Origin of the sequence: Paenibacillus sp. KS1, from assembly GCF_001680695.1 — a bacterium.
In the GTDB taxonomy this organism is placed as follows: Bacteria; Bacillota; Bacilli; order Paenibacillales; family Paenibacillaceae; genus Paenibacillus_B; species Paenibacillus_B suaedae.
Genome location: NZ_MAIS01000013.1, coordinates 41,919 through 62,353, shown reverse-complemented (window position 1 = coordinate 62,353; position 20,435 = coordinate 41,919). Strand labels below are relative to the sequence as shown.

Genomic DNA, 20,435 nt, shown 5'->3' with positions numbered 1-20,435 from the left:
TATAAAAATCGCTGCCTGGGTTATCAGGCAGCGATTTTGTTATTGTATCGGATGGTGTCCAGAGCTAGGAGGTTGTTGACCCTGCTTTATGTAGTGACTCCCTCTGCCTGAAGTCCCTTTGGAATCCGTTTCTCTCGGAACATCGTGAAGTAACAAATGGATGAGGTTACGTACAGAACACCGGTAATGCTGAAGGTTAGCGCATAGCCCCAATAGTAACCGTATGTGGTGACCAGATACGATTGTACGGTTCCCATACTCGCCCAGCCAAGCATGAAGGCTGTCTGTGTTAAGGAGTTGGCAATTCCCCGACGTGAATCCGAGATACGATCAACCATGACTGCTGATTGAATCGGATTCGCCGCATTCATAAGCGCTTGCCGGAACAGGAAGCTCACGATGGCAATGGAGATTGCATTTGTAAATCCAGTAAGCAGCAAGAAGGGGAGGGACAGCATCTGGAACACGACGATTGCAGGCACCTGTCCGATCCGCTTCACCAGTGTTGGCCCAATGAGCATGGAGATAATCGTCATGATCTGCCCAAGTGAGATCAGGAAGCCGACAGCGGTAATAGAAGCGTTAAATCGATTCGTGAAATATAAATTCAAGTAAGGGACAACGAGTCCTGAGCCTAGGCCTACAAGCAGCTGACAGAAGGTGAGGCGGCGGATATCGCGCCATTCTGCACCCGGTTGAGGCATCGGGGATGTCTCAGCTTGCGCAGGAACTGCTGCTGAAGCCGCTGCCTGTGCTGGCTTCTTATCTTCAGCCTCTATTTTTCTCCTAAGGACGTCCTGCTTGCGAATCTCCTTAACTGCGAGCAACGGCAGAAAGGCGGCTAATGTTGCCGCTCCCCCTAACATCAATACCGTCTGCAAGCTTGCAACCTTGCTCCATCCGACGGATTGGAGTATGTCGGCCAATGCGCCCCCACCCATGCTGCCGAGCACCTGAGCGGCTAAGCCTAGAGCAAAGTGGTAGCTGAAGAGCTGCAATCGCTGTTCTTTTCGTGCATTTTCTGCAAGGAAGGGAACTGCGATGACTTGGAATGCCGAAGCGACGAGCCCTGAGAAGATCGCGAGCATGTTCAAGCTCATCACAGATTCGACATAGGCGCGTCCAATGAATCCTATTCCTGTTAGCAGTGCGCCGAAAATGAGAACCTTCTTCCGGCTCGTGCGATCCCCTAATAAGCCGATCGGAACAAACATCAAAGCCGTTGCTAGAGATTGCAGGCTGATGAGCGTCCCGTTCATATCATCATTATATCCGAGTGATTGAATATACAAGTTATAAAGCACCATGAACATGCCGCCGCCCACTTGAAAGCATAAGTTGGCGATAAAAAACAGCTTAATGTTCCGATCCCATTGCTTCACGTCTGTCCATACTTGTTGATATAAGCGCATGAGCGTTCCCCCGATTGTCCATGTTAGCATCTTCCATTGTATCATGGTTCCATAAACAAGGAAGGGGGCGAAATGTTCGATTTAGGACTCACGGGGTTCGTATTTGGCCATGTACTAGTGGATCAGCTTGCTCTCTTTCGCCTTGCGCACGAACTTGGCACTAGAGCGATTAAGTGGTGTTTTTAACAACAAACCAATGACGAGCGTGATCGCAATATAGACACACATCATGAGCAGGTCGCGCTGCACCACATCCCACAGAATCCCACCAACTGCCTCACGCATCATGCTAATGCCGTAGGTAAAAGGCAAATACGGATGAATCGCTTGGAAAAACGGCGGCGTTACTTGAATCGGGAAGGTGCCCCCAGATCCCGCCAGCTGGAGGACAAGCAGCACAATGGCCAGCGCCTTGCCCACGTTGCCGAAAACAGATACGAGCGTATATACTATTAGCATAAATACGCCGCTAAGCAGCATGCCGAAGATGACGAACCAGAATGGATTCAACACATATGCCTGCAGCAGGTAACAATCGCCTAAGGTCACAAGTAAAGACTGCAGCAGGGCAATCGTTACGAAGGTGAGATAGCGGCCGAAATATACTTGATAATCCTTATACGCTGCGCCTTCCTCATGTACCTCCACCGTCAGAAGCGACACCAGGAGCAGGGCGCCGACCCATAAAGATAATGTAGTGAAGAATGGTGACATAGCCGAACCATAGTTCGGTATTGGAAACAGTTTATGTTCTTTCAACACGACGGGCTCGGCGAAGAACTCACTCTCTTTCTCGAAGTTATTTCTCAGCAAATCAATAATCTCATTGATATCACCACGTGCCTCGAGTGCGCGAATTCGATCTGCAATGTTAGTTAACTTGGACTGCGCTTCAGGCAGACTTTGCTGTATCTTCTTAATCTCTTCACTGCCGACCGTAACCAGCTTGGCTGCATCGTTCAGGATCGTCTTCACGTCAGGCATATGTTTCAACGCATCCTGAAGGACGGTTTGGGCATTGCCTACGGTACGCTTGGCAGTCTGAATGCCCTGAACGATATTGGGCTTAATCTCATCGTCGTATCGATTCAGTATGCTGCCGGTGGCATCTGCTGTTTCCTTGGCAATTCGACTCAATTGATTGATCAGGTCTGCCGATACCTCTTCACCGCGCTCCACCGCTCCTGAGACCTGTCGAACAATCGATAACTGTCGCTCCAGCTTGTCACGTATGGATTGCAGACGGCCTATAGTGCCGCCAAAGCGATCGCCTGGAACAAGCCCGTTGAGCCGATTGAACCAGTTGTTCAGACCATTCACAAGGGTGACGGCCGTATTCAGCCGTCCTTCTGCACGGCTAAGTGCCTCCTTCACGAGAGAAGGATCACTGCCCGCATCCTGCAGAATAGAGGTCAGGTCTTGGATAGCCAGTGCAGTCTGATGGATGGAGTTGAGATCCTGCTTGATAAAGGGAGAGATCGTATCAATCCCTTGCTCGCTGTAATTGAGCAGATCGTCGACGCTGCGAGAGAAGCGGGCGCCTTCCTCGGCAACTTGGGACACCAGTGGAAGATTGCGCTGGGCTGACGCGACAATGTCATTTGCTTTCGCCGTATCACGCAGTGCCACATCGACCACATGTACGAGTTCGGGGAATCCTTTTTCCAACTTGAAGACAAGGTTCTTGACCTTCTCAATGGTGGGCAGCTCATTCTTTAGCTCTATGCCTACCTCATTAAATATTTTGAAAATGGTTCGATTCGCTTCACGAACGAAGTTGGAGCTGACTTGCTGGATGACGCCCGAGGCTCCCTTGCCCGTAATTTTGGGCGAGATGGCATTAATTTTCTCATTTACATAATAGACGATCTCGGCCTTCTGAGGATTGTCAGTCAGTACGGTACCGATACGCGCAGAGAAATCCGATGGAATGATGATGGCGGCATACACCTGTCCGCGCTCAGCACGGCGCAGTGCTTCTTTTTCATCCATGAATGTCCAGCCGATGGCCTCGTTTGTCTTTAACGATTCGATGATTTGTTTGCCAATGTTAATAGGCTTATCGAGGAGTGTATCGCCGGTATCGTTATTGGCGACAGCAATGGATATCCCCTTGGTGTTGCTGTACGGATCCCAGGATGCCAGGATATTGAACCATGCATATAGGGATGGCAGGGCGATAAGGCCAGTGATGACAATGGCGGCAGCCCAGTTGCTCGTAATGCGTTTCAAATCAGTTACATACAGGTTGATGATGGATTTCATAGAAGGCTGTTCTCCCGTTCATTTCTAAAATTGACAGCATTGCTATCATTGTGCGTAGTTCGGGCAGGAAACATGCGATAAAGGAGGTGATACCCCAAAATTAAGGACAGGATGAACTGATGATGCGTTGATGTATCAAGACCAAAACGAGCAGATGAATTATGTTTAGACAAATTAGTAAGCGCTTGCAAACGGGGAGTGAAGGATATCGTTAAATTTACGTGAGCCAATTGAGAGAGGGAGGGAAATGAAAGGGGCGGGTTTGCGCCTAACTATTAAGATTTGGATAAGATTGGGGTGAACATGACCAGATTGCAACGGACTATGCTAACGTTGATTACCAAGTAGAAGTAGCGAAGGAGGGACATTGATGTTGCGGGTCATGCTGGCGGATCAAGATGTTATTGAGCGCAGGCAAGCCGTGCAGATGGTGGAAGAGGGAGGATATACAGTCGTCGGACAAGTGGGAGCCAGCCGGAAGCGTGGGAACAGGTTGTGAAATTATGGCCTGAAGTCGTAATCGCTGATACGTCGGGAAACGGGATAGACGGTCTGACTCTTGCTAGAGGGTTATCTGAGAGGGAGCATCCGATTGTGGTAGTGCTCACAGGGCACTCGTCGGATCACCAGCTCTTGCTTCAAGCGATGCGATATGGCGCCATTGCGTTCTTGCCGAAGCCTTGGAAGCGTGATGAGGTTAGTGATGCGCTCAGAAGAGCCAGCAAGCTGGCCGGATATTATCGTGCATATCACACCCAATATGGGCACATCTATCGGTTCTTCCACCGACTCGGAAGCCTCACAGCTGTCGACATGCTGCAGGAGCAGCAACAACTGGTACAGGGTTTATTGCGAAATGCTCGTACCGCAGATGAGGCTGGATTCCAATGTTTACGCGAGCTGGATGCCCAGTGGCGGTGCTTGTTCCGCAAGCATGAAATCACTTACTCGGATCTGCTGCCGGAGCGGGAAGCTGATATTGTCCCCCATTTTCAGCGTATGGCTGAGCATTGGGCGGCACGTTCGAATATGTTGCGAAGGAACAATGCGGGGCTGCTTATCCAACGGGCAGGCGAATATATTCAAAGCTATTACTATAAGGAACTGACACTATCTGAATTGAGTGAGCGGTACGGGATGAGCATCTCTTATTTCAGTGCTCAGTTCAAGCGCGGATATGGCTATTCCTTCGTTGATTATGTGAATCGGGTTCGTATACAGAAGTCGAAGGAACTTCTATTGAACCCACATCTCAAGGTCTATGAGGTTGCACATGCTGCTGGATATACAACACTGCAGTATTTTAATCGGGTATTTAAGCACATCGTGAATATGACGCCGCTTGAGTATCGGAAGCAGTTCGGTATCTAGCAATTTTTGATATTCCGTAAAGAGTAGAATCGGCGAAGAAATGATAAATGTGTTTCATTACTTTGCAGAGACAGCCGACTATACTAGGTCATGTTATAGAGAGGACAAGGCCTCTCGAACATTTCAATGGTAGGGGGAACGCATTTCAGATGAAACAAATTCGACAACGATTGGCGGTTGTTCTATTACTGTGTATGATCTGGTCCATGATTGCATCGACAGGGACTAGTATGGCGATGGCGTCAAGTGCTGCTCCTGGGAGCTTCGCCAAAGTTACGGATGAGCGCAAGATGGAACTTGCGCCAGGGGCGAACTACACGTGGAACAATATGGAGCTTCCACAAGGGCAAGAGAAGGTTCATTACGTGGAGTTCGATCCGAAGAATCCTTCCTTGGATTTGCAGCCTGGAATGACGGACGGAAAAGTGTACGGTATGACGGGTGTTACGAAGATGGCTGATAATGCCGACAAGGCAGGTAATCGGGTCATCGCAGCCATTAACGGCGACTTCTATGAAATGACGACAGGCGTGCCTCTTGGATTATTCATGGGAGACGGTGAAATATTGGTGAGCCCACCGCCTAAATGGGATTGGTATGCTTATGGTTTGAAGAAGGATGGAACGTCCATATATGGACTGAGTCCTGAGTTGAAGCGTACCCTCCACATTGGCGGCAAAGACTACGAAATATCAGAAATTAATCGGATGAGGGAAAATGCGGACAAGCTGTCCTTATTTACATCTGCATTCCATACTTCGACCAAAACAAATGATATAGGCGACGAAGTTATCCTCGATGTGTTGTCAGGAGAAGTGAAGAGTGGCAGCACTTTAAAACTCAAGGTCGCGGTAATACGCAAAGACAAAGGGGACTCTCCGCTTGCCCCAGGCAAGGTTGTGTTGTCTGCTTCCGGAACAGAGAACCGCAAAATCCTCGGTCAGCTGAAGGTAGGAGATGAAATCTCCGCAAGCTTCGAGCTGGAGGATGAGTGGAAGGACGTTAAGATGGCAGTCGGCGGTGTGTTCATGCTGGTTAAGGATGGCGTGGCGCAAGAGAATCCAGATAAGGCGCTCTATCCACGAGTAGCAATCGGAACGAAGGCTGACGGCTCCATTATCATGATGGTGATCGACGGTCGTGCACCGGGATTTAGTGAGGGTGTATCCTATGATGATTTTGGCAAGGTGCTGAAGGACATGGGGGTCGTCAATGCGCTATGCCTTGATGGCGGCGGCTCGTCTACGTTTGTGGCGAAGCTGCCGGGTGAACTTACTCGCAAGGTGCTAAATCGTCCATCTGACGGCAGTGAACGCAAGACGGCAAACGGATTGCTGCTCGTAAATAAGGCGCCAGAGCAAGGTACTGCTTCAAAGCTGGTTGTACAGCCGAATATGGAGCGAGTACTCGTTGGCTCTACATTCAAATTCGCAGCAGCTGGGGTAGATGCAAATGGACATCCTGCTCCCTATGCAGGTGCATTGCAGTGGACAGTAGATCCTCCATTTGGAGCGATAGCAGGGGATGGCAAGTTCACGGCTGGATCTGCTGCAGGGATCGCAAATATAGAAGTGACTGCAGGTGGTGTAAAGGGGCAAGGTCAAGTCGAGGTTGTGAAGGATTTGACAGACCTCATACTGACTGACAAGATAAAGGCTTTTTCTTCTGGTGAACAAGTGAACATGCAGGTCACGGCAGTTCGAGATGGGCAAGTCGTTGTCTCTGATAATCGCCAGTTTGAGTGGAAGGTCGAGGGCCCGATCGGTTCTATTGACGCTAACGGTGTATTTACCGCGACGTCGGAAACGGATAAGAACGGTAGGATTATCGTCAAGTACGGTAATGTCGAGGCATCAATGGAAGTAAATATAGGGCTGAAGCCTGTCGTGTTGGAAGATTTCGAGAATGGTCTGGATCGTTACTTTGTAGAAAGTGGTGCAAGATACAAGTTCGTGGAGCTCAGCGAGACGACGGATGAGGAATATGTTCGATTCGGCAGCAAAGCAGCAAAGCTGAAGTATGACTTCACGGATACAGTGGGGATATCAGGCGCATACATCAATACAAAAGGCAAGGATCAGTATATTGATATTCCTGGCTATCCGGAAAAAATCAGCGTATGGGTTTATGGCGACGGCCAGAAGCACTGGCTGCGGGGCCAGCTGCGAGACGGCAATGGGGCTGCAGTAGATATTGATTATACAGATGAGAACACGGGTCTTGATTTCAAAGGATGGAAGTATATCGAGGCAGCGGTTCCAAAGGGAAGACCTCTTCCGCTTCAAATTTCCATGCCGATTCGATATATGGAGACGAAAAATACAAACAAGAACGATGGGACTCTCTATATCGATCAAATTCGAGCGCTGTATGGCCCGAACACGGATGACATGGATCCTCCAGTGCTAAAGGATTTCTCTCCAGTTGACGGCAGCACGATTCATACCTCGACTCCAAGAATTCATGTGTACGGTGAAGATTTCGGATATGATCCGATTAAGCATCCGGGAACAACATTAATTGATCCTGATAAGGTACGCATGTATGTGGACGGACAGCTGGTGCAGCATGGATTTTATCCACCTAAGGGCGAAATTCACTACACACCAAGTGTACCTTTGGCAGACGGGGTTCATGTCGTGATGGTCAAAATTCGTGACCTAAACGGGAATCGTGCAGAGAAAGAGTGGATGTTCACAGTCGATACTGGGGCATCGAGGCTGGTATATACGGGAGCAGACAATGCATATGCAGGCAATGTTTATAAGCTGGAGGTCAAAGGATATAAGCCTTCCAATATTAAACGTGCTGAAATCGGATTTAAGGTTGACCCGAATTTGATAGAAAAGATAGAAGTAGTTGCAGGCGATAAACTTGCTCCCGCTAATATCGAGCATCATATTGCCCCGGATGGGAAAGTGAACTTGAAGTTTACTGATGTGAATCAGTTGAACTTGAAGGATGACGAAGCGCTTGCGCAGATTGAATATCACCTGAAATCGGATGTGTCGGGCACATTTAAGATTGAATTTAAATCCGGAAGCATTGCATTGGCAGATAAGGGAAATACCGACTTTAGCTTCTTCGGTCTTCCTCTTCACGCAGCTATTCAGTATCATTTACGCTTGAATTGGAATGCAGACGGTATAGCTGAGGGGCAAGACACTGTGCTTGGGGTTGTAGATGAGGCTGGTGCTCCTGTGCAGGGAGCGCGTATCGTGACACGTGATGGAATAGAGTTAGGTGTAACGGGCGCTGACGGCAAGCTTACCACGAATAAACTGACGGGGACGGTACGCGAATACGAGCTGCAAGCGAATGAGGGAGTACGCTTCAGTCCGGTTGTGAAGTTTAAGGTATCCCCGCTAGCGGGCAGCGAATTGCCTTACAACATCAGTGTGTCGATGGGAGAAGATCCTGCAACTTCTCGCGGTTTTACATGGCATTCGAAGATTAACGTGGATGCTTCAGTAGTAGAGATCGTGAAGAAGAAGGACTTTGTCGATTTTAACAATGCGAATGTTACTCGGGTAAATGGCACGAGCACTATGCTCCATACATGGGATATCGGTACCGTTCGTGTGCATAAGGCGGTTGTTCAAGGGCTTGAGCCGGGAACGGAATATGTATACCGTGTTGGCAACGGCAGCGATAAGGTGAGTGAGCAGGGCGCATTCAAGACGGCTGAGCTGGACGGTACACGTACAAAATTCCTCTTCTTCGGCGATTCCCAATCCGAAGATGAGGCAGGATTCAAACTATGGAGTAATATTGTACGAAAAGCAGTAACTGATCAACCTGATTATGACTTTATCCTTCAGGCTGGGGATATGGTAGAGAATGGATTCAAAGAGGCAGAGTGGAATATGTGGTTCAAGGCCGTACAGGATACGTTCTTGAAGACGACAGTCGTATCGGTGGTCGGCAACCACGAGGTAACGGGTACTCGGAAAAATGATGATTTCCTTGCCCATTTCAATAATCCTCAGAACGGGATAGACAGCTTGAAGGGCAGCAATTATTCGTTTGATTATCATAACGCTCATATCGCAGTGCTGAATAGTGAGTATGACTTTGAGGAGCAAAAGGAATGGCTTCGCCGTGACTTGGCTGCTACAAATAAGACGTGGAAGATCGTCACGTTCCATCGTGGTCCATATGGCAGCAAGAATAATGAGAAGCGTATTCGCGAAGCTTGGACATCCGCATTTGATGAACTTAATGTGGACGTAGCCTTGAATGGCCATGATCATGTTTACCTGCGTACGTATCCACTCCGCGGTGGCAAGCCCGTCGGGGAGGGAGAGGGTACAACCTACATCATTGCAGGCTCTTCTGGGCCGAAGTTCTATGAGGTCGTTGCACAAGACTGGCAGTACAAAATAGACGGAACGAAGGCGCAAATCTATGTAGCCGTTGAGGTTGTTGGCAGCGAGATGAAGTTCCTCGTGAAGAATATCAATGACGTGGTCATTGATGAATTCTCGATACGAAAACCGGAGCGTAAGCCTCCTACTGCGGTAGTGCTTGATCAGCCAAGTGTAAACTTGGCTGTGAACGAAAGCGTTAAGCTGAATGCAACGGTTCTGCCAGACCAAGCGTATGATCGTTCTGTTACGTGGTCGGTCTATGGATCGTCAGAGGATGGCGTTGCGGCGGTAAGCACAGATGGAGTGGTAACTGGACTTAAGCTGGGGACTGCAATCGTGCGGGCGACGAGCGTCGTAGAATCGGTGTATGCAGATAGTCTTATTACGGTCGATCGTTTGCCAGAGGTTCGTATTGAGGAAGTTCGAATTGACCGTAATGAGGGAACGCTGAACATCGGAGAAACCTTGCAATTGAATGCAACGGTATTGCCGGACAACGCAAGCAATAAATCTGTTGTATGGTCTGTGTATGGTTCTTCTGCAGAAGGAGTTGCAAGTGTAACGCTGAATGGGCTTGTAAAGGCATTGAAACCAGGCACAGCCGTCATTCGTGCGATGAGTGCGGCAGATGCAACGAAGTATGCAGACTTCCAACTAAAGGTAGAGTTAGAAGATAAGCCGAATATACCAGATCCGTCAACGGACAATTCGAGTTCGAACAGTTCCAAAGAAGAGAACAAGCATCCAGAGCCGCCAAAGCCTGATTCAGGAGCAGCGAAGCTGGAAAACGACAAGATTGTGGTACAAGCGAAGCGGGATGCAGGCAGTAGAACAGCGAAGGCAATCATTCCTGCTGATGTGCTTAAGAAGGCTGAAGTCGGCTTGAAGCCGGATTCGAATGGTGTGAAGAAGGTTCGGATTGAAGTATTGGCCGACAAAGAGGTACGGGATATTCTCGTATCCATGCCATCTTCGGCACTGACAGATGCTTCTCTGAAGCAGCAATATGAGGTTGTTACACCTCATGCGAGTGTGATGCTTCCTTCGAATGTGGCGAATGGCAAAACTCCACAAGGAGCGAAGACGATTGATCTCGCCGTCGTTCAACCGGATCGCAGTGCTTGGGGAACAGAATTGCTTGGACGTACTGCAAATCGTCCGGCCGTTCAGTTGGAACTGCGCGTAGATGGAAAAGCGCTGAAGGGCATTGCAGTCGGAACAGCTGTGCAGGTAGCGATTCCGTATCAGCCAAGCGCAGATGAGTTGGCTCGTCCACATGCAATCGTTGTATGGAGTGTAGATGAGCAAGGCCGTCCTGCTATTATTCCAAATGCAAAGTATGATGCAAAGACAGGAACGGTGCAATTTGCGGTGAAGCAGCTTGGTACGTATGCGGTGGGCTTCTCTACGGTGACGTTCCAGGACATCTCTAAGCTGGAATGGGCGAAAACGGCTATTGAGTCGTTAGCTGCCAGAGGTATCATTCAGGGTCTCGGAGCGGATCAGTTTGCTCCACATACGCAAGTCACACGTGCAGATTTCATTGTCCTGCTGACACGTATGCTGAATCTGCAATCTACACAGGCGAAGAGCGGATTCGAAGATGTTACTGCGAATGCCTATTATGCAGATGCCGTAGCTGCTGCGAAGGAGCAGGGGATTGTACAAGGTAGGGACGCACAGACATTTGGCCCGAACGATAAGATTACACGGCAGGAAATGTTCACGCTTACGGCGCGTGCACTTGTGCAATTCAGCAAGTTGAGCGCGGCAGGGGATGCAGATGCGCTTCAGGCGTTTACAGATTACCGTGAAATTCAGGATTATGCGAAGGAAAGCTTGGCAAGTCTGCTTCGTGAAGGATTGATCCAAGGTAACGGGCAGAAGCTTGTTCCGCAGGGATATGCAACGAGAGCAGAGGGTGCTGTCTTCCTGGAGCGAATCATGTACCGTGTATCTGAGTAAGCAATAAAACCTAATAGGAAAGCACAAATAAAGGGGCTGGATATCCAGCCCCTTTTGCATGTCAATTTTATAAAAAATAATGGTTGCTAGGTTACAGTTGGCCCGACAAGAACACGATGAAGCAGAATGCCGACATCACGAATGAGTAGGTGACGGAATATTGTGTTCGCTTCTTATTGTTGTCGAGCAGGTTGAACAGAAACAGAAAGCTGAGTACGGGAATAAGCAGGTAAGCCATGTACAGAATGATCGTCGCCATTCTTAACACCTCCAAGTAGTAGTTGTTGATAAATACCATGTAAATATTTGCATAGACGTATTCTATCATGCTTTTACGCGTTTGGGTACAAAAGTTTTTTATTTTTTGTGAATGAAGGGCAAAGCTTTTCAGTTTGCGTATTGACCAAAGTGGTCAATACAATTATGATAATAATTACCAAATATTCGAAGTAAACAACTAAAGGGTGACAGTCGCGATGAATTCGAAGTTTATGACCCTATCTACAGAAAAGCAGAATCGAATCATAAACGCAGCCATGAAGGAATTTGTACGAAAAGGGTATGAGCATGCATCGACCAATGAGATGGTGAAAGGGGCGGGGATATCAAAAGGACTATTGTTCCATTACTTCAATAACAAGCAGGAGTTGTTTCTCTCTTTGTATGATTATGGTATAGAGACGGTTATGGGCCTTTTTTACGGTAGAATCGATCTAGAGGAGAAGGATTTCTTTATTCGATTTAGGCAGATTCAACAGGTGAGATGGGAGCTGCTTATGCAGTATCCGGAGCTGTTTGAATTTCTAAACGCCGCATATATCGAGACGGCAAGCGACATTAGGCCGCACATCGAGCAGCGAAATAAGGGACTGACGCAGGAAGCGTTCGGCAAAGTGCTTGCAGGGTTCGATCGTTCTAAGTTCAAGGAAGGCTTGGATATCGACAAAGCAATTAATATCATCGTCTGGACGTTCCATGGATTTCTAAAGGATAAGATGAAACGTGCAAATGCAATGCAGATAAACTCTGATGATTATGTGCATATGGTGAAGGAAGCGGACGAATATATCGACATGTTTAGACAGAGTTTTTACAAATAAGGGAGAAAGCGATATTTCTCGAATAACGATTATCAATCAATCGCCATCATGAGGTTCAATCAGCATCCGTATGTATTCGGGGATAGCATATGGGAGGAGTAGCTGCTCATGGGAAAAATGGTTGTGCATTTCGAGGAGTTAACGCCAGCGCTGCAAGCAAATGCCGGAGGCAAAGGAAGTATGCTGGCTAGGATGTATCAGCATAAATATCCTGTACCGGAGGGCATCGTCATCCTAACGCCGGCTTTTCAGGACGGGAAACTGAATGCACAGGCTTGGTCAGCCGTGCAAGGATATGCGCAGCGTTTTCGCAGCCACTATGGGGAGGTGGCGTTCGCGGTAAGATCTTCGGCGCTCAGCGAAGATTCTGCGCAAGCTTCTTACGCAGGGGAATTTGAGACGGTATTGAACGTAACGACGGATGAGCAAATCCGTGAAGCAATTATGAGGGTATATGACTCAAAAAGCTCAGAACGGGTGGAGGCTTATAGTGCCGTAAAAGGAATGGAGCAGGCGCATGAAATCGCGGTCGTCATTCAAATCATGGTTCGTCCCGAGCTATCGGGTGTCCTTTTCACTGCTGATCCGATTACAGGCAGCTATGCAGCTATGGTAGGCAATTATGTGCATGGATTGGGAGAACAGCTCGTATCGGGTGAGGCGAATGCTTTGTCATTTGCGTTCCAAAGACCAAAGGGAAGGTACGAAGGCCCAGATGAGTGTAAGCGGCATGCATCCAAGCTGTATCGACTAGCGTCTAAGCTGGAAGAAGAACTGGGAAGTTCACAGGATATCGAGTGGGCTGTAGCAGAAGGTAAACTATATATTCTCCAGACGAGACCGATCACTACGCTAGTGCTGGGGAATCTGGATACGTATGAATGGAATGAAACGAACTCCGGCGATTTTCTATGGACGAATACGAATATCGGTGAAGCCACTCCAGATGTCATGACGCCGCTGACATGGTCCGTATTAAGAGCTCTTGATGAGGAATCTAATATGATATCGGGCTTCCGCATTATGTCGGGCAATATATGTGGGAGGGCATATACAAATATAAGTTTGCCAGTGTCTATATTTCCGGCATTGGGAATACCGCTAGCCATCAGTCTGGATAAATTGTCCCAAACACTTGGCAAGATTCCAGAGGGAATGGAATTTCCCGTATACCCTTATTCTCGTTGGCATGTGTTTACAAAAATAACTCCGTCTATTTTTCGTTTTGCGAAGAAGGTCAAGACTACGCTTGAGGATATCGAGCAGTACCTCGCTGACAATCCCGATTGGTGTGCGAGGATGACAAAGCGTATTCAGGCAACAAGTTCGTGTGAGGAACTGTGTAGCATATGGAGTGATGAGCTTTGGCCTTATACATGCAAGTCATGGTGGGGCTTAATAGCAGGCGGACGGAAATTCGGTGATGCGAGTTATAAGCTGAATAAGGAACTTACTAAGCTTTCTGGTATGGAGACTGCGAATGCGTTAATGTCGAATTTGCGAGGAAAGTCCGGATTGGCCAGCCTTGGGCCGGTTATCGGCATATCGCAGGTGCTCCAAGGGACGATGAGTAGAGAAGAATACTTGAAGCAATACGGCCATCGCGGCCCGCATGAATTTGAGTTGTCACTTCCTCACCCGGGAGAGGATCCGAAGTGGCTAGAGACTCAAATCGAGGAATATGAGAGATCGGACACGAATGTGGAGCAGCTTCTGAACCGTCAGCGGTCGCAATATGAAGCTGATTGGGAACGGTTTGAGCAGAAATATCCGCAAAAAGCGAAGCACATAAAGAAGCAGATTGCCAAGGCTTCGGAGTATGCTCATCTAAGAGAGGAGACGCGATCCGAATTTGTGCGGGTGTACCGCGTTATTCGTGCATTTGCGTTGCGGGCGGGAGAGATTAGCGGGGCGAGGAGCGACGTGTTCTTTTTGTATATGGAAGAAGTGCAGAGGCTACTTGCGGGAGATGGCACAGGTATGAAGCATGTTGCTGCCCGTAAGGAGACATACGAGAAATATTTGACGCTGCCGCCGCTGCCTACGTTGATTCGTGGACGATTCGATCCGTTCCAGTGGGCGAACAATCCGGAGCGAAGAGTCGATGTCTTCGATGCATCAATGCCTCCAGTTGTGGAAGAGGGGAATGGGCTCACGGGTTTTGCGGGCGCTTCAGGCAGAGTAGAAGGAATTGTCCGAGTTCTGAATCGACCTGAGGAAGGCAACCAACTGCAATCGGGCGAGATTCTAGTGGCATCTACGACAAATGTTGGCTGGACGCCATTGTTCCCAAGAGCAGCTGCCATTATTACGGATGTCGGGGCACCTCTCTCACACGCGGCTATCGTGGCGCGGGAATTGGGCATCCCCGCTGTCGTAGGCTGCGGCAATGCAACAACGAGATTGCGGACAGGGGATCGGGTCATCGTGGATGGGGGCCATGGCATCGTACAAATATTGAAGGGGTAGTGGACGTTGCTATCAAGCAGCGTGAGCACCGATATGGACGAAGGAAGCAGATGTCGGGTAGACTAACGGTATACATGCTGGATCAAAGGAGAGCGTGCGCTGCTCTCCTTTTCTATATTACGATCAAGATCAGGAAACGGGGTAAACGACAACAATGAACATTCAATTGGTATGCGTAGGGAAACTGAAGGAGAAATACTTGATGCAGGGTATTGCGGAGTACAGCAAGCGGCTCGCACCGTACGTGAAATTCCAAGTGTCCGAGGTACCGGACGAGCAGGCACCAGAGAAAATGAGCGATGCCGAGCTGGAGCAGGTCAAGGATCGTGAGGGCGAGCGCATTCTTGGTCACATTAAGCAGGATGCCCATGTCGTGGCGCTGGCGATTGACGGTCAGCTCTGGTCGAGCGAGGACTTGGCCTCGCAGCTCGATCGATTGGCGACATACGGGACAAGCAATATAGCCTTTGTGATCGGCGGTTCCAACGGGCTATCCGATGCTGTTCTCCGCCGTGCCAATTCGAAGCTGTCCTTCGGCCGTATGACGCTGCCGCACCAGTTGATGCGCTTGGTACTCGTGGAGCAGATTTACCGTGCAGTGAAGATTAATCGAGGTGAACCGTACCATAAGTAACGGCGAAAAATTTTCGCCGGAGATGGAACAATTGGACGCAGCCGAAACCTTTGCTGCTCCCCCGTTCCGATAAAATTCATCCTTGCTTCAAACAATCCCTCTACTATTTCATCCAGATGGGCCAATAGAACGTGCTTTCCCTTATGAAGAGCGTATGGGAACATGGAGTGCATTGGAGTTCAATACAATCTTGCTTATCCTCCGTTCGCCATCTCTATGAAAAAGGCATTGCTACACTGGAAGCAAAATGAAGGCCTATACAGTGAAAAAGTTTCTAAGGAAACGATTACTAGATTAAATAGCTTATTAGTCCTCAACAAGTAGCTGTATATATTAGTAACTTAAGATATAAAGGGGGATTTATTATGAATATTGTTGTTGCGGAACATTGGAATCTTGAAAAGCATGAACTGCCCGGCGTTAATAGCATCATCTTTCCAAATGGCACTGTAACAATCTTAAGTTGTTACAGCGCATATAACCCCAACACAAATGAAAGTAAATTTTATTGCTCTCCCTTGTGTGACACAACCATTGAAAGCATATCAAAGTATAATGTTGAATGTTGGACGATCGTTGATGAATGGGTCAGTATTGATTATCAAGACGGGAAAATCTGTGGCGGTGATGGTCAAATGGGAAATGAAGGATTTATTGCTTGTACGGATGCTGAAGACCGTTTGGTATGGGGAATATTTTTTGAAAATTCAAACCCTATAAAAAGCTTAGAAATTAAAGATAAAATCCTAATCGCTATTAATGAGCATACCGAATTACAAATTGAAATCAACTTAGAAAACCTCACCCAAATTAAAATGACTTCCATAAAACCCAAAAACGAGCCAACTAATTGATGAAACAAATACCAAGCACGAAATTTCCTAATATAGAAGGCAAAAATCATGAGGGAAGTATTGGAAGCTAAGAGGTAAACGGATCGGAGCGTGCAGCAGCACGAAAGGCACCCAACTCGGGTGCCTTTCGATTTCGCCTTATAGATGATATGGTGAGCCTTATCATAAATAGGGCGAATTAATTGGCCTAATCCCCCAAGGTGTGTGGTTATTCTTATCAGAACAGCAGTAGTGAGTGATGCAGGAGAGATTGCAAGGCTGTCGCTCTTCATGTCTATGCTCGGAGGGGTTTTGTACCAAGGAAGTCACAACATATACTCGATAAGAAACTTCACTAGTAGTAAAAGGGAGTGTGCAGTACGATTTTCGGGAGGCTCGCTTGCGTGCTCGAGGGCCTCGGCTTGACGGCACCTTGAAATTACCTTTGAACAACAAACTCGCGAAATTCCAAGTAGGTATTTCTATATAATAGGCATAAAGATGTCTCTATCGTCCGTTTCTCTGCTATATTAACTGTGGTAAATTATGGGGAGCACTTAATTAAATGTCTTAGAAGAAAATGACTAGGGGAGAAATACTTCTTGGAAACTCACTCATCCAAATATCCAATGAAAAAGAGCTATATTATATTATTGCTAGTCTCCATATTAGTTGTTTTAACCGGTTTGCGTATTTTGTGGATGGAAACGTTTCATGTTCCCAAACAGGCGTCAATTTATAATGGGCAATCCGATTTGCGTAATTGGAATGCAGAAGATGGCAGCATTCTCTTACTTGATGGCGAATGGGAGTTTTATCCCTCGCAATGGTTGATAGATGGTAGTCGGCAACAATTGTTAGGCGATAATGCGCCAATGCATATTCAGGTACCGGGAGGATGGAATGAAGCTTTGCATGCTGACAAGCCATCTCCATACGGGTATGGCTCTTATCGTTTGCGTCTTTATGTAGACCCTGCAAAGCATCCTAATTATAGTATTCGTGTACCCAGCGTACGCACTGCATCAGAATTATATGTAAACGGTCGCTTGCTTATTAAATCTGGACAGGTGGCGACAACAAAGGATGAATATATTTCGGAGGATCTACCATATTCTACAACCTTTACAGCAGACGAAAACGGTGTAATCGAAATCGTCATTCAGGTGGCAAATTATGTGGATAGTCGAAGCGGGGGCATTGTCCGATCCATTAAATTTGGTTCAGAAGAAGCTATAGCCAAAGAGACGAATGCTTCCGTTTTTATGCAGTTTTTGGCAGCGATAATATTTATTATGCATGCTGTCTATGCACTTATTTTGTATGTACTAGGAAATAAGGAAAAGAAGCTGCTTTATTTCAGTTTGCTTGCATTATGTGTAACGATCACGAGTGTCTTTAGTACGGATGAGAAGTTGTTCCATCAATTATTTTACATTGGAAGTAATTGGGATTTTAGGCTGACTAATATTGCTTTCGTTATTGCAGCCTATGCTTTGCTCCAGTGTATGAATCATCGCGAGCTTCCATATTGGCGTAGGATGTACCCTGTCTATAAAGTAATGAATCTAGGGACTGCCGGCATCACGTTGTTTTTAGATCCACCTCAAGTGATTATGCTCTTTCCGGTTTATTATCTATTAGTTGTTGTTGCTGGAGTTATCACGTTAATTACAATGTTTAAAAAAGTAATCAAAGATTTAAAGAGCAATCTTTTACTGCTTTTCTCTTTTCTAGCGTTGGCGAACTATTCTCTTTGGTCGTTAATCTTGCTGAATAGCGGTTTGAGTCTTGTCTACTATCCGTTCGATATGATTATTGCGATGGGTTGTTTAGCCTCTGAATGGTTTAAGGGTTACTTTATCATGCATGCGAACACCAAAGAGCTTGCTGCAACCTTGCAAAGAATGAATGACCATAAGGATCAATTTCTGGCAAACACTTCACATGAATTTAAAAATCCGCTGCATAGCATGCTTAACATGTCACAATCCGTTTTAAAAAGGGAACAGCATTTATTGCAGGAACGGAGCATCAAGGAGCTTGAAACGGTTTTATCTGTAGGACGTCGGTTGTCATGGATATTAAACGACTTGATTGACGTGATGAGTTTACGGGAAGGCAATCCACGTTTACAAAAGGAAGTAATATTTATCCAGCCAATTGTGACTGGAGTAATGGATATGCTGCAATTTAACGCAGAAGTAAAGTCTATCACAATTGCAAATCAGATTTCGGAAGATTTCCCCCCAGTAATTGCGGATGAGAATCGAGTGATCCAAATCGTATTCAATTTACTTCATAATGCTGTGAAATATACGAATGAAGGGACAATCTCGATTCAAGCTTTTGCCAAGGACGGAAGAGCGTATATTGTGATTACGGATACGGGGATCGGAATGGATGAGCACCTGCTTAAGCGCTTATTCCGTCCGTATGAGCAAGGTAGTACGAGTGTGACGATGATAGAAGGCGGCTTTGGGTTAGGTTTAAGCATAAGCAAGCAGCTTGTTGAGCTGCATGAAGGTACATTAGATGTATCCTCTGTTATAGGCGAAGGCTCGAAATTCACATTTTCGTTGAAGCTGGCGGATGAGGAAGCGAAAGCGTTGGAAGAAAGGGAAGGTTCGAACCGATTGGAACCGTTCGAGTCACAAACTATGGCGATCCAAAAAATAGCCTCCACAGTCAATTTGGACCAAGTGGAACTTCCACTAGCTGCGAAAGGGGCAACACCAACAACTCCATTCCAAATAAATCGTAATCGTCCGCTCGTATTAATCGTCGATGATGATCCTGTCAATCTTCAAGTGCTTGAAGCCATACTGCCACCTGACGAATACGAAGTAACGATGGCAACGAGCGGTAAAGAAGCGTTGGCTTTGCTGGATACCAAGGACTGGGATCTGGTCATCTCCGACGTTATGATGCCGCAGATGTCCGGTTATGAGCTGACGCGTATGATCCGCGAGCGATTTACACTCACAGAGCTTCCCATTCTGCTCCTTACCGCAAGAAGCCAACCGAAAGATATTCAGAGCGGTTTTATAGCGGGGGCAAACGATTATGTGACGAAGCCAGTGGAAGCAATAGAAATAAAATCACGGATCGAGGCGTTAATTACGATAAAACAATCCGTTCGGGAACAACTGCGATTAGAAGCCGCATGGCTGCAAGCGCAAATCCAGCCTCATTTTATATTTAATGCGTTGAATGCTGTAGCAGCTTTAAGCGATATTGATTTGGATAAAATGCGTAATTTGCTCGATGAATTCAGCAATTTTTTGAGGAATAAATTTAAATTTCAAAATATGGATAGGCTTGTTCCGATCGAAGAGGAGTTAAGTCTAGTGCGTTCGTATCTTTATATTGAAAAGGCTCGGTTTGAAGAAAGGTTACAGGTTATTTGGGAGATAGATGGCTACGGGGACATAAAAGTCCCATTTCTTACGATCCAGCCTCTCGTTGAAAATGCGATAAGACATGGCATAATGAAGCGCAATCGTGGAGGAACGATTCTTATTCGGATTTTTGTCTATGAGACGCATGCAGAGATAACCGTTGAAGACGATGGGGATGGAATAGACGAGGTTCAATTGCAACGAATATTAGAAAGAAAAGTCGATAGTCGTTCAGGCGTCGGATTGATTAATACGGATCAGCGATTAAAACGGCACTTCGGAACAGGACTTCATATCACAAGTACGTTAGGTACAGGGACAAAGGTAACTTTTCATGTACATAACAGGTTGAATAGCGGGGATAAAGCTAGGTGATAAATAAGTGATTGAATGAGGAGCATCCTTGGCTGCTCCTTTCTTAATTTTCGCTGATAGCCCCGTTAAGCTGAACCGTATCACAAGTTACGGCAAGTTTTTATTGTACAACTCGAAAGAAATGGAACAGCTAGGCTATTCGCCAGGAGGCAGTATGGAACTTTTTACCGATACTCCTAGCGGTGGGATTCAAATGGTTTGAAGTTGGTTGTAAACAGTGTTACACTCAAAATCTATATT

12 protein-coding genes are annotated in these 20,435 nt (G+C 46.9%); 9 read left to right on the top strand and 3 right to left on the bottom strand.

Annotated elements, in window-relative coordinates:
* Positions 1 to 86: 86 nt before the first annotated feature.
* Both BBG47_RS06660 and BBG47_RS06655 read right to left on the bottom strand, forming a co-directional pair.
* Positions 87 to 1,412 (bottom strand): MFS transporter, encoded by a 1,326-nt coding sequence (locus BBG47_RS06660; protein WP_065291071.1) that lies wholly within the window; start codon positions 1,410 to 1,412, stop codon positions 87 to 89.
* Between the two features lie 114 nt (positions 1,413 to 1,526).
* On the bottom strand, positions 1,527 to 3,677 hold the full coding sequence (locus tag BBG47_RS06655) for a YhgE/Pip domain-containing protein (RefSeq protein ID WP_065291070.1): 2,151 nt from the start codon (positions 3,675 to 3,677) through the stop codon (positions 1,527 to 1,529).
* A 370-nt stretch (positions 3,678 to 4,047) separates the two neighbouring features.
* Between BBG47_RS06655 and BBG47_RS31055 the strand changes: the two genes are divergently transcribed.
* The 3 genes from BBG47_RS31055 to BBG47_RS06645 all read left to right on the top strand — a co-directional run bounded on the left by BBG47_RS31055 (position 4,048) and on the right by BBG47_RS06645 (position 11,383).
* Positions 4,048 to 4,176: a hypothetical protein gene (locus BBG47_RS31055; RefSeq protein WP_302621945.1), complete on the top strand. Its 129-nt coding sequence runs from the start codon at positions 4,048 to 4,050 to the stop codon at positions 4,174 to 4,176.
* The gene (locus BBG47_RS06650) at positions 4,173 to 5,048 is read left to right on the top strand and encodes a helix-turn-helix domain-containing protein (RefSeq protein ID WP_083189120.1); all 876 of its coding nucleotides are present in this window, start codon (positions 4,173 to 4,175) and stop codon (positions 5,046 to 5,048) included. The genes BBG47_RS31055 and BBG47_RS06650 overlap by 4 nt, the downstream gene beginning before the upstream one ends.
* A gap of 149 nt (positions 5,049 to 5,197) precedes the next feature.
* Entirely contained in the window at positions 5,198 to 11,383 is a 6,186-nt protein-coding gene (locus BBG47_RS06645; RefSeq protein WP_065291068.1) for a phosphodiester glycosidase family protein, read from the top strand.
* A gap of 91 nt (positions 11,384 to 11,474) precedes the next feature.
* On the opposite strand, the gene BBG47_RS29845 is transcribed toward BBG47_RS06645, so the two are convergent.
* Positions 11,475 to 11,642 carry a hypothetical protein gene (locus BBG47_RS29845; RefSeq protein ID WP_175400495.1) on the bottom strand — a complete coding sequence of 56 codons (168 nt, stop codon included), beginning with the start codon at positions 11,640 to 11,642 and terminating at the stop codon, positions 11,475 to 11,477.
* Between the two features lie 217 nt (positions 11,643 to 11,859).
* Between BBG47_RS29845 and BBG47_RS06640 the strand changes: the two genes are divergently transcribed.
* The 6 genes from BBG47_RS06640 to BBG47_RS29840 all read left to right on the top strand — a co-directional run bounded on the left by BBG47_RS06640 (position 11,860) and on the right by BBG47_RS29840 (position 20,397).
* The gene (locus tag BBG47_RS06640; RefSeq protein WP_065291067.1) at positions 11,860 to 12,483 is read left to right on the top strand and encodes a TetR/AcrR family transcriptional regulator; all 624 of its coding nucleotides are present in this window, start codon (positions 11,860 to 11,862) and stop codon (positions 12,481 to 12,483) included.
* 108 nt (positions 12,484 to 12,591) lie between these two features.
* Entirely contained in the window at positions 12,592 to 14,952 is a 2,361-nt protein-coding gene (locus tag BBG47_RS06635; RefSeq protein WP_065291066.1) for a PEP/pyruvate-binding domain-containing protein, read from the top strand.
* Positions 14,953 to 15,106: 154 nt separating this feature from the next.
* Positions 15,107 to 15,586: a 23S rRNA (pseudouridine(1915)-N(3))-methyltransferase RlmH gene (gene rlmH, locus BBG47_RS06630; protein WP_065291065.1), complete on the top strand. Its 480-nt coding sequence runs from the start codon at positions 15,107 to 15,109 to the stop codon at positions 15,584 to 15,586.
* 365 nt (positions 15,587 to 15,951) lie between these two features.
* Positions 15,952 to 16,440: a hypothetical protein gene (locus BBG47_RS06625; RefSeq protein WP_065291064.1), complete on the top strand. Its 489-nt coding sequence runs from the start codon at positions 15,952 to 15,954 to the stop codon at positions 16,438 to 16,440.
* 608 nt (positions 16,441 to 17,048) lie between these two features.
* Entirely contained in the window at positions 17,049 to 20,195 is a 3,147-nt protein-coding gene (locus tag BBG47_RS06620; protein ID WP_065291088.1) for a hybrid sensor histidine kinase/response regulator, read from the top strand.
* A 28-nt stretch (positions 20,196 to 20,223) separates the two neighbouring features.
* Positions 20,224 to 20,397 (top strand): hypothetical protein, encoded by a 174-nt coding sequence (locus tag BBG47_RS29840; protein ID WP_175400494.1) that lies wholly within the window; start codon positions 20,224 to 20,226, stop codon positions 20,395 to 20,397.
* The last annotated feature ends 38 nt before the right edge of the window (positions 20,398 to 20,435 follow it).

Coding starts and splice junctions, on each gene's coding strand:
- BBG47_RS06660 (WP_065291071.1), bottom strand. CDS start 1,412: ATGCGCTTATATCAACAAGTATGGACAGACGTGAAGCAATGGGATCGG.
- BBG47_RS06655 (WP_065291070.1), bottom strand. CDS start 3,677: ATGAAATCCATCATCAACCTGTATGTAACTGATTTGAAACGCATTACG.
- BBG47_RS31055 (WP_302621945.1), top strand. CDS start 4,048: ATGTTGCGGGTCATGCTGGCGGATCAAGATGTTATTGAGCGCAGGCAA.
- BBG47_RS06645 (WP_065291068.1), top strand. CDS start 5,198: ATGAAACAAATTCGACAACGATTGGCGGTTGTTCTATTACTGTGTATG.
- BBG47_RS29845 (WP_175400495.1), bottom strand. CDS start 11,642: ATGGCGACGATCATTCTGTACATGGCTTACCTGCTTATTCCCGTACTC.
- BBG47_RS06640 (WP_065291067.1), top strand. CDS start 11,860: ATGAATTCGAAGTTTATGACCCTATCTACAGAAAAGCAGAATCGAATC.
- BBG47_RS06635 (WP_065291066.1), top strand. CDS start 12,592: ATGGGAAAAATGGTTGTGCATTTCGAGGAGTTAACGCCAGCGCTGCAA.
- rlmH (WP_065291065.1), top strand. CDS start 15,107: ATGAACATTCAATTGGTATGCGTAGGGAAACTGAAGGAGAAATACTTG.
- BBG47_RS06625 (WP_065291064.1), top strand. CDS start 15,952: ATGAATATTGTTGTTGCGGAACATTGGAATCTTGAAAAGCATGAACTG.
- BBG47_RS06620 (WP_065291088.1), top strand. CDS start 17,049: ATGAAAAAGAGCTATATTATATTATTGCTAGTCTCCATATTAGTTGTT.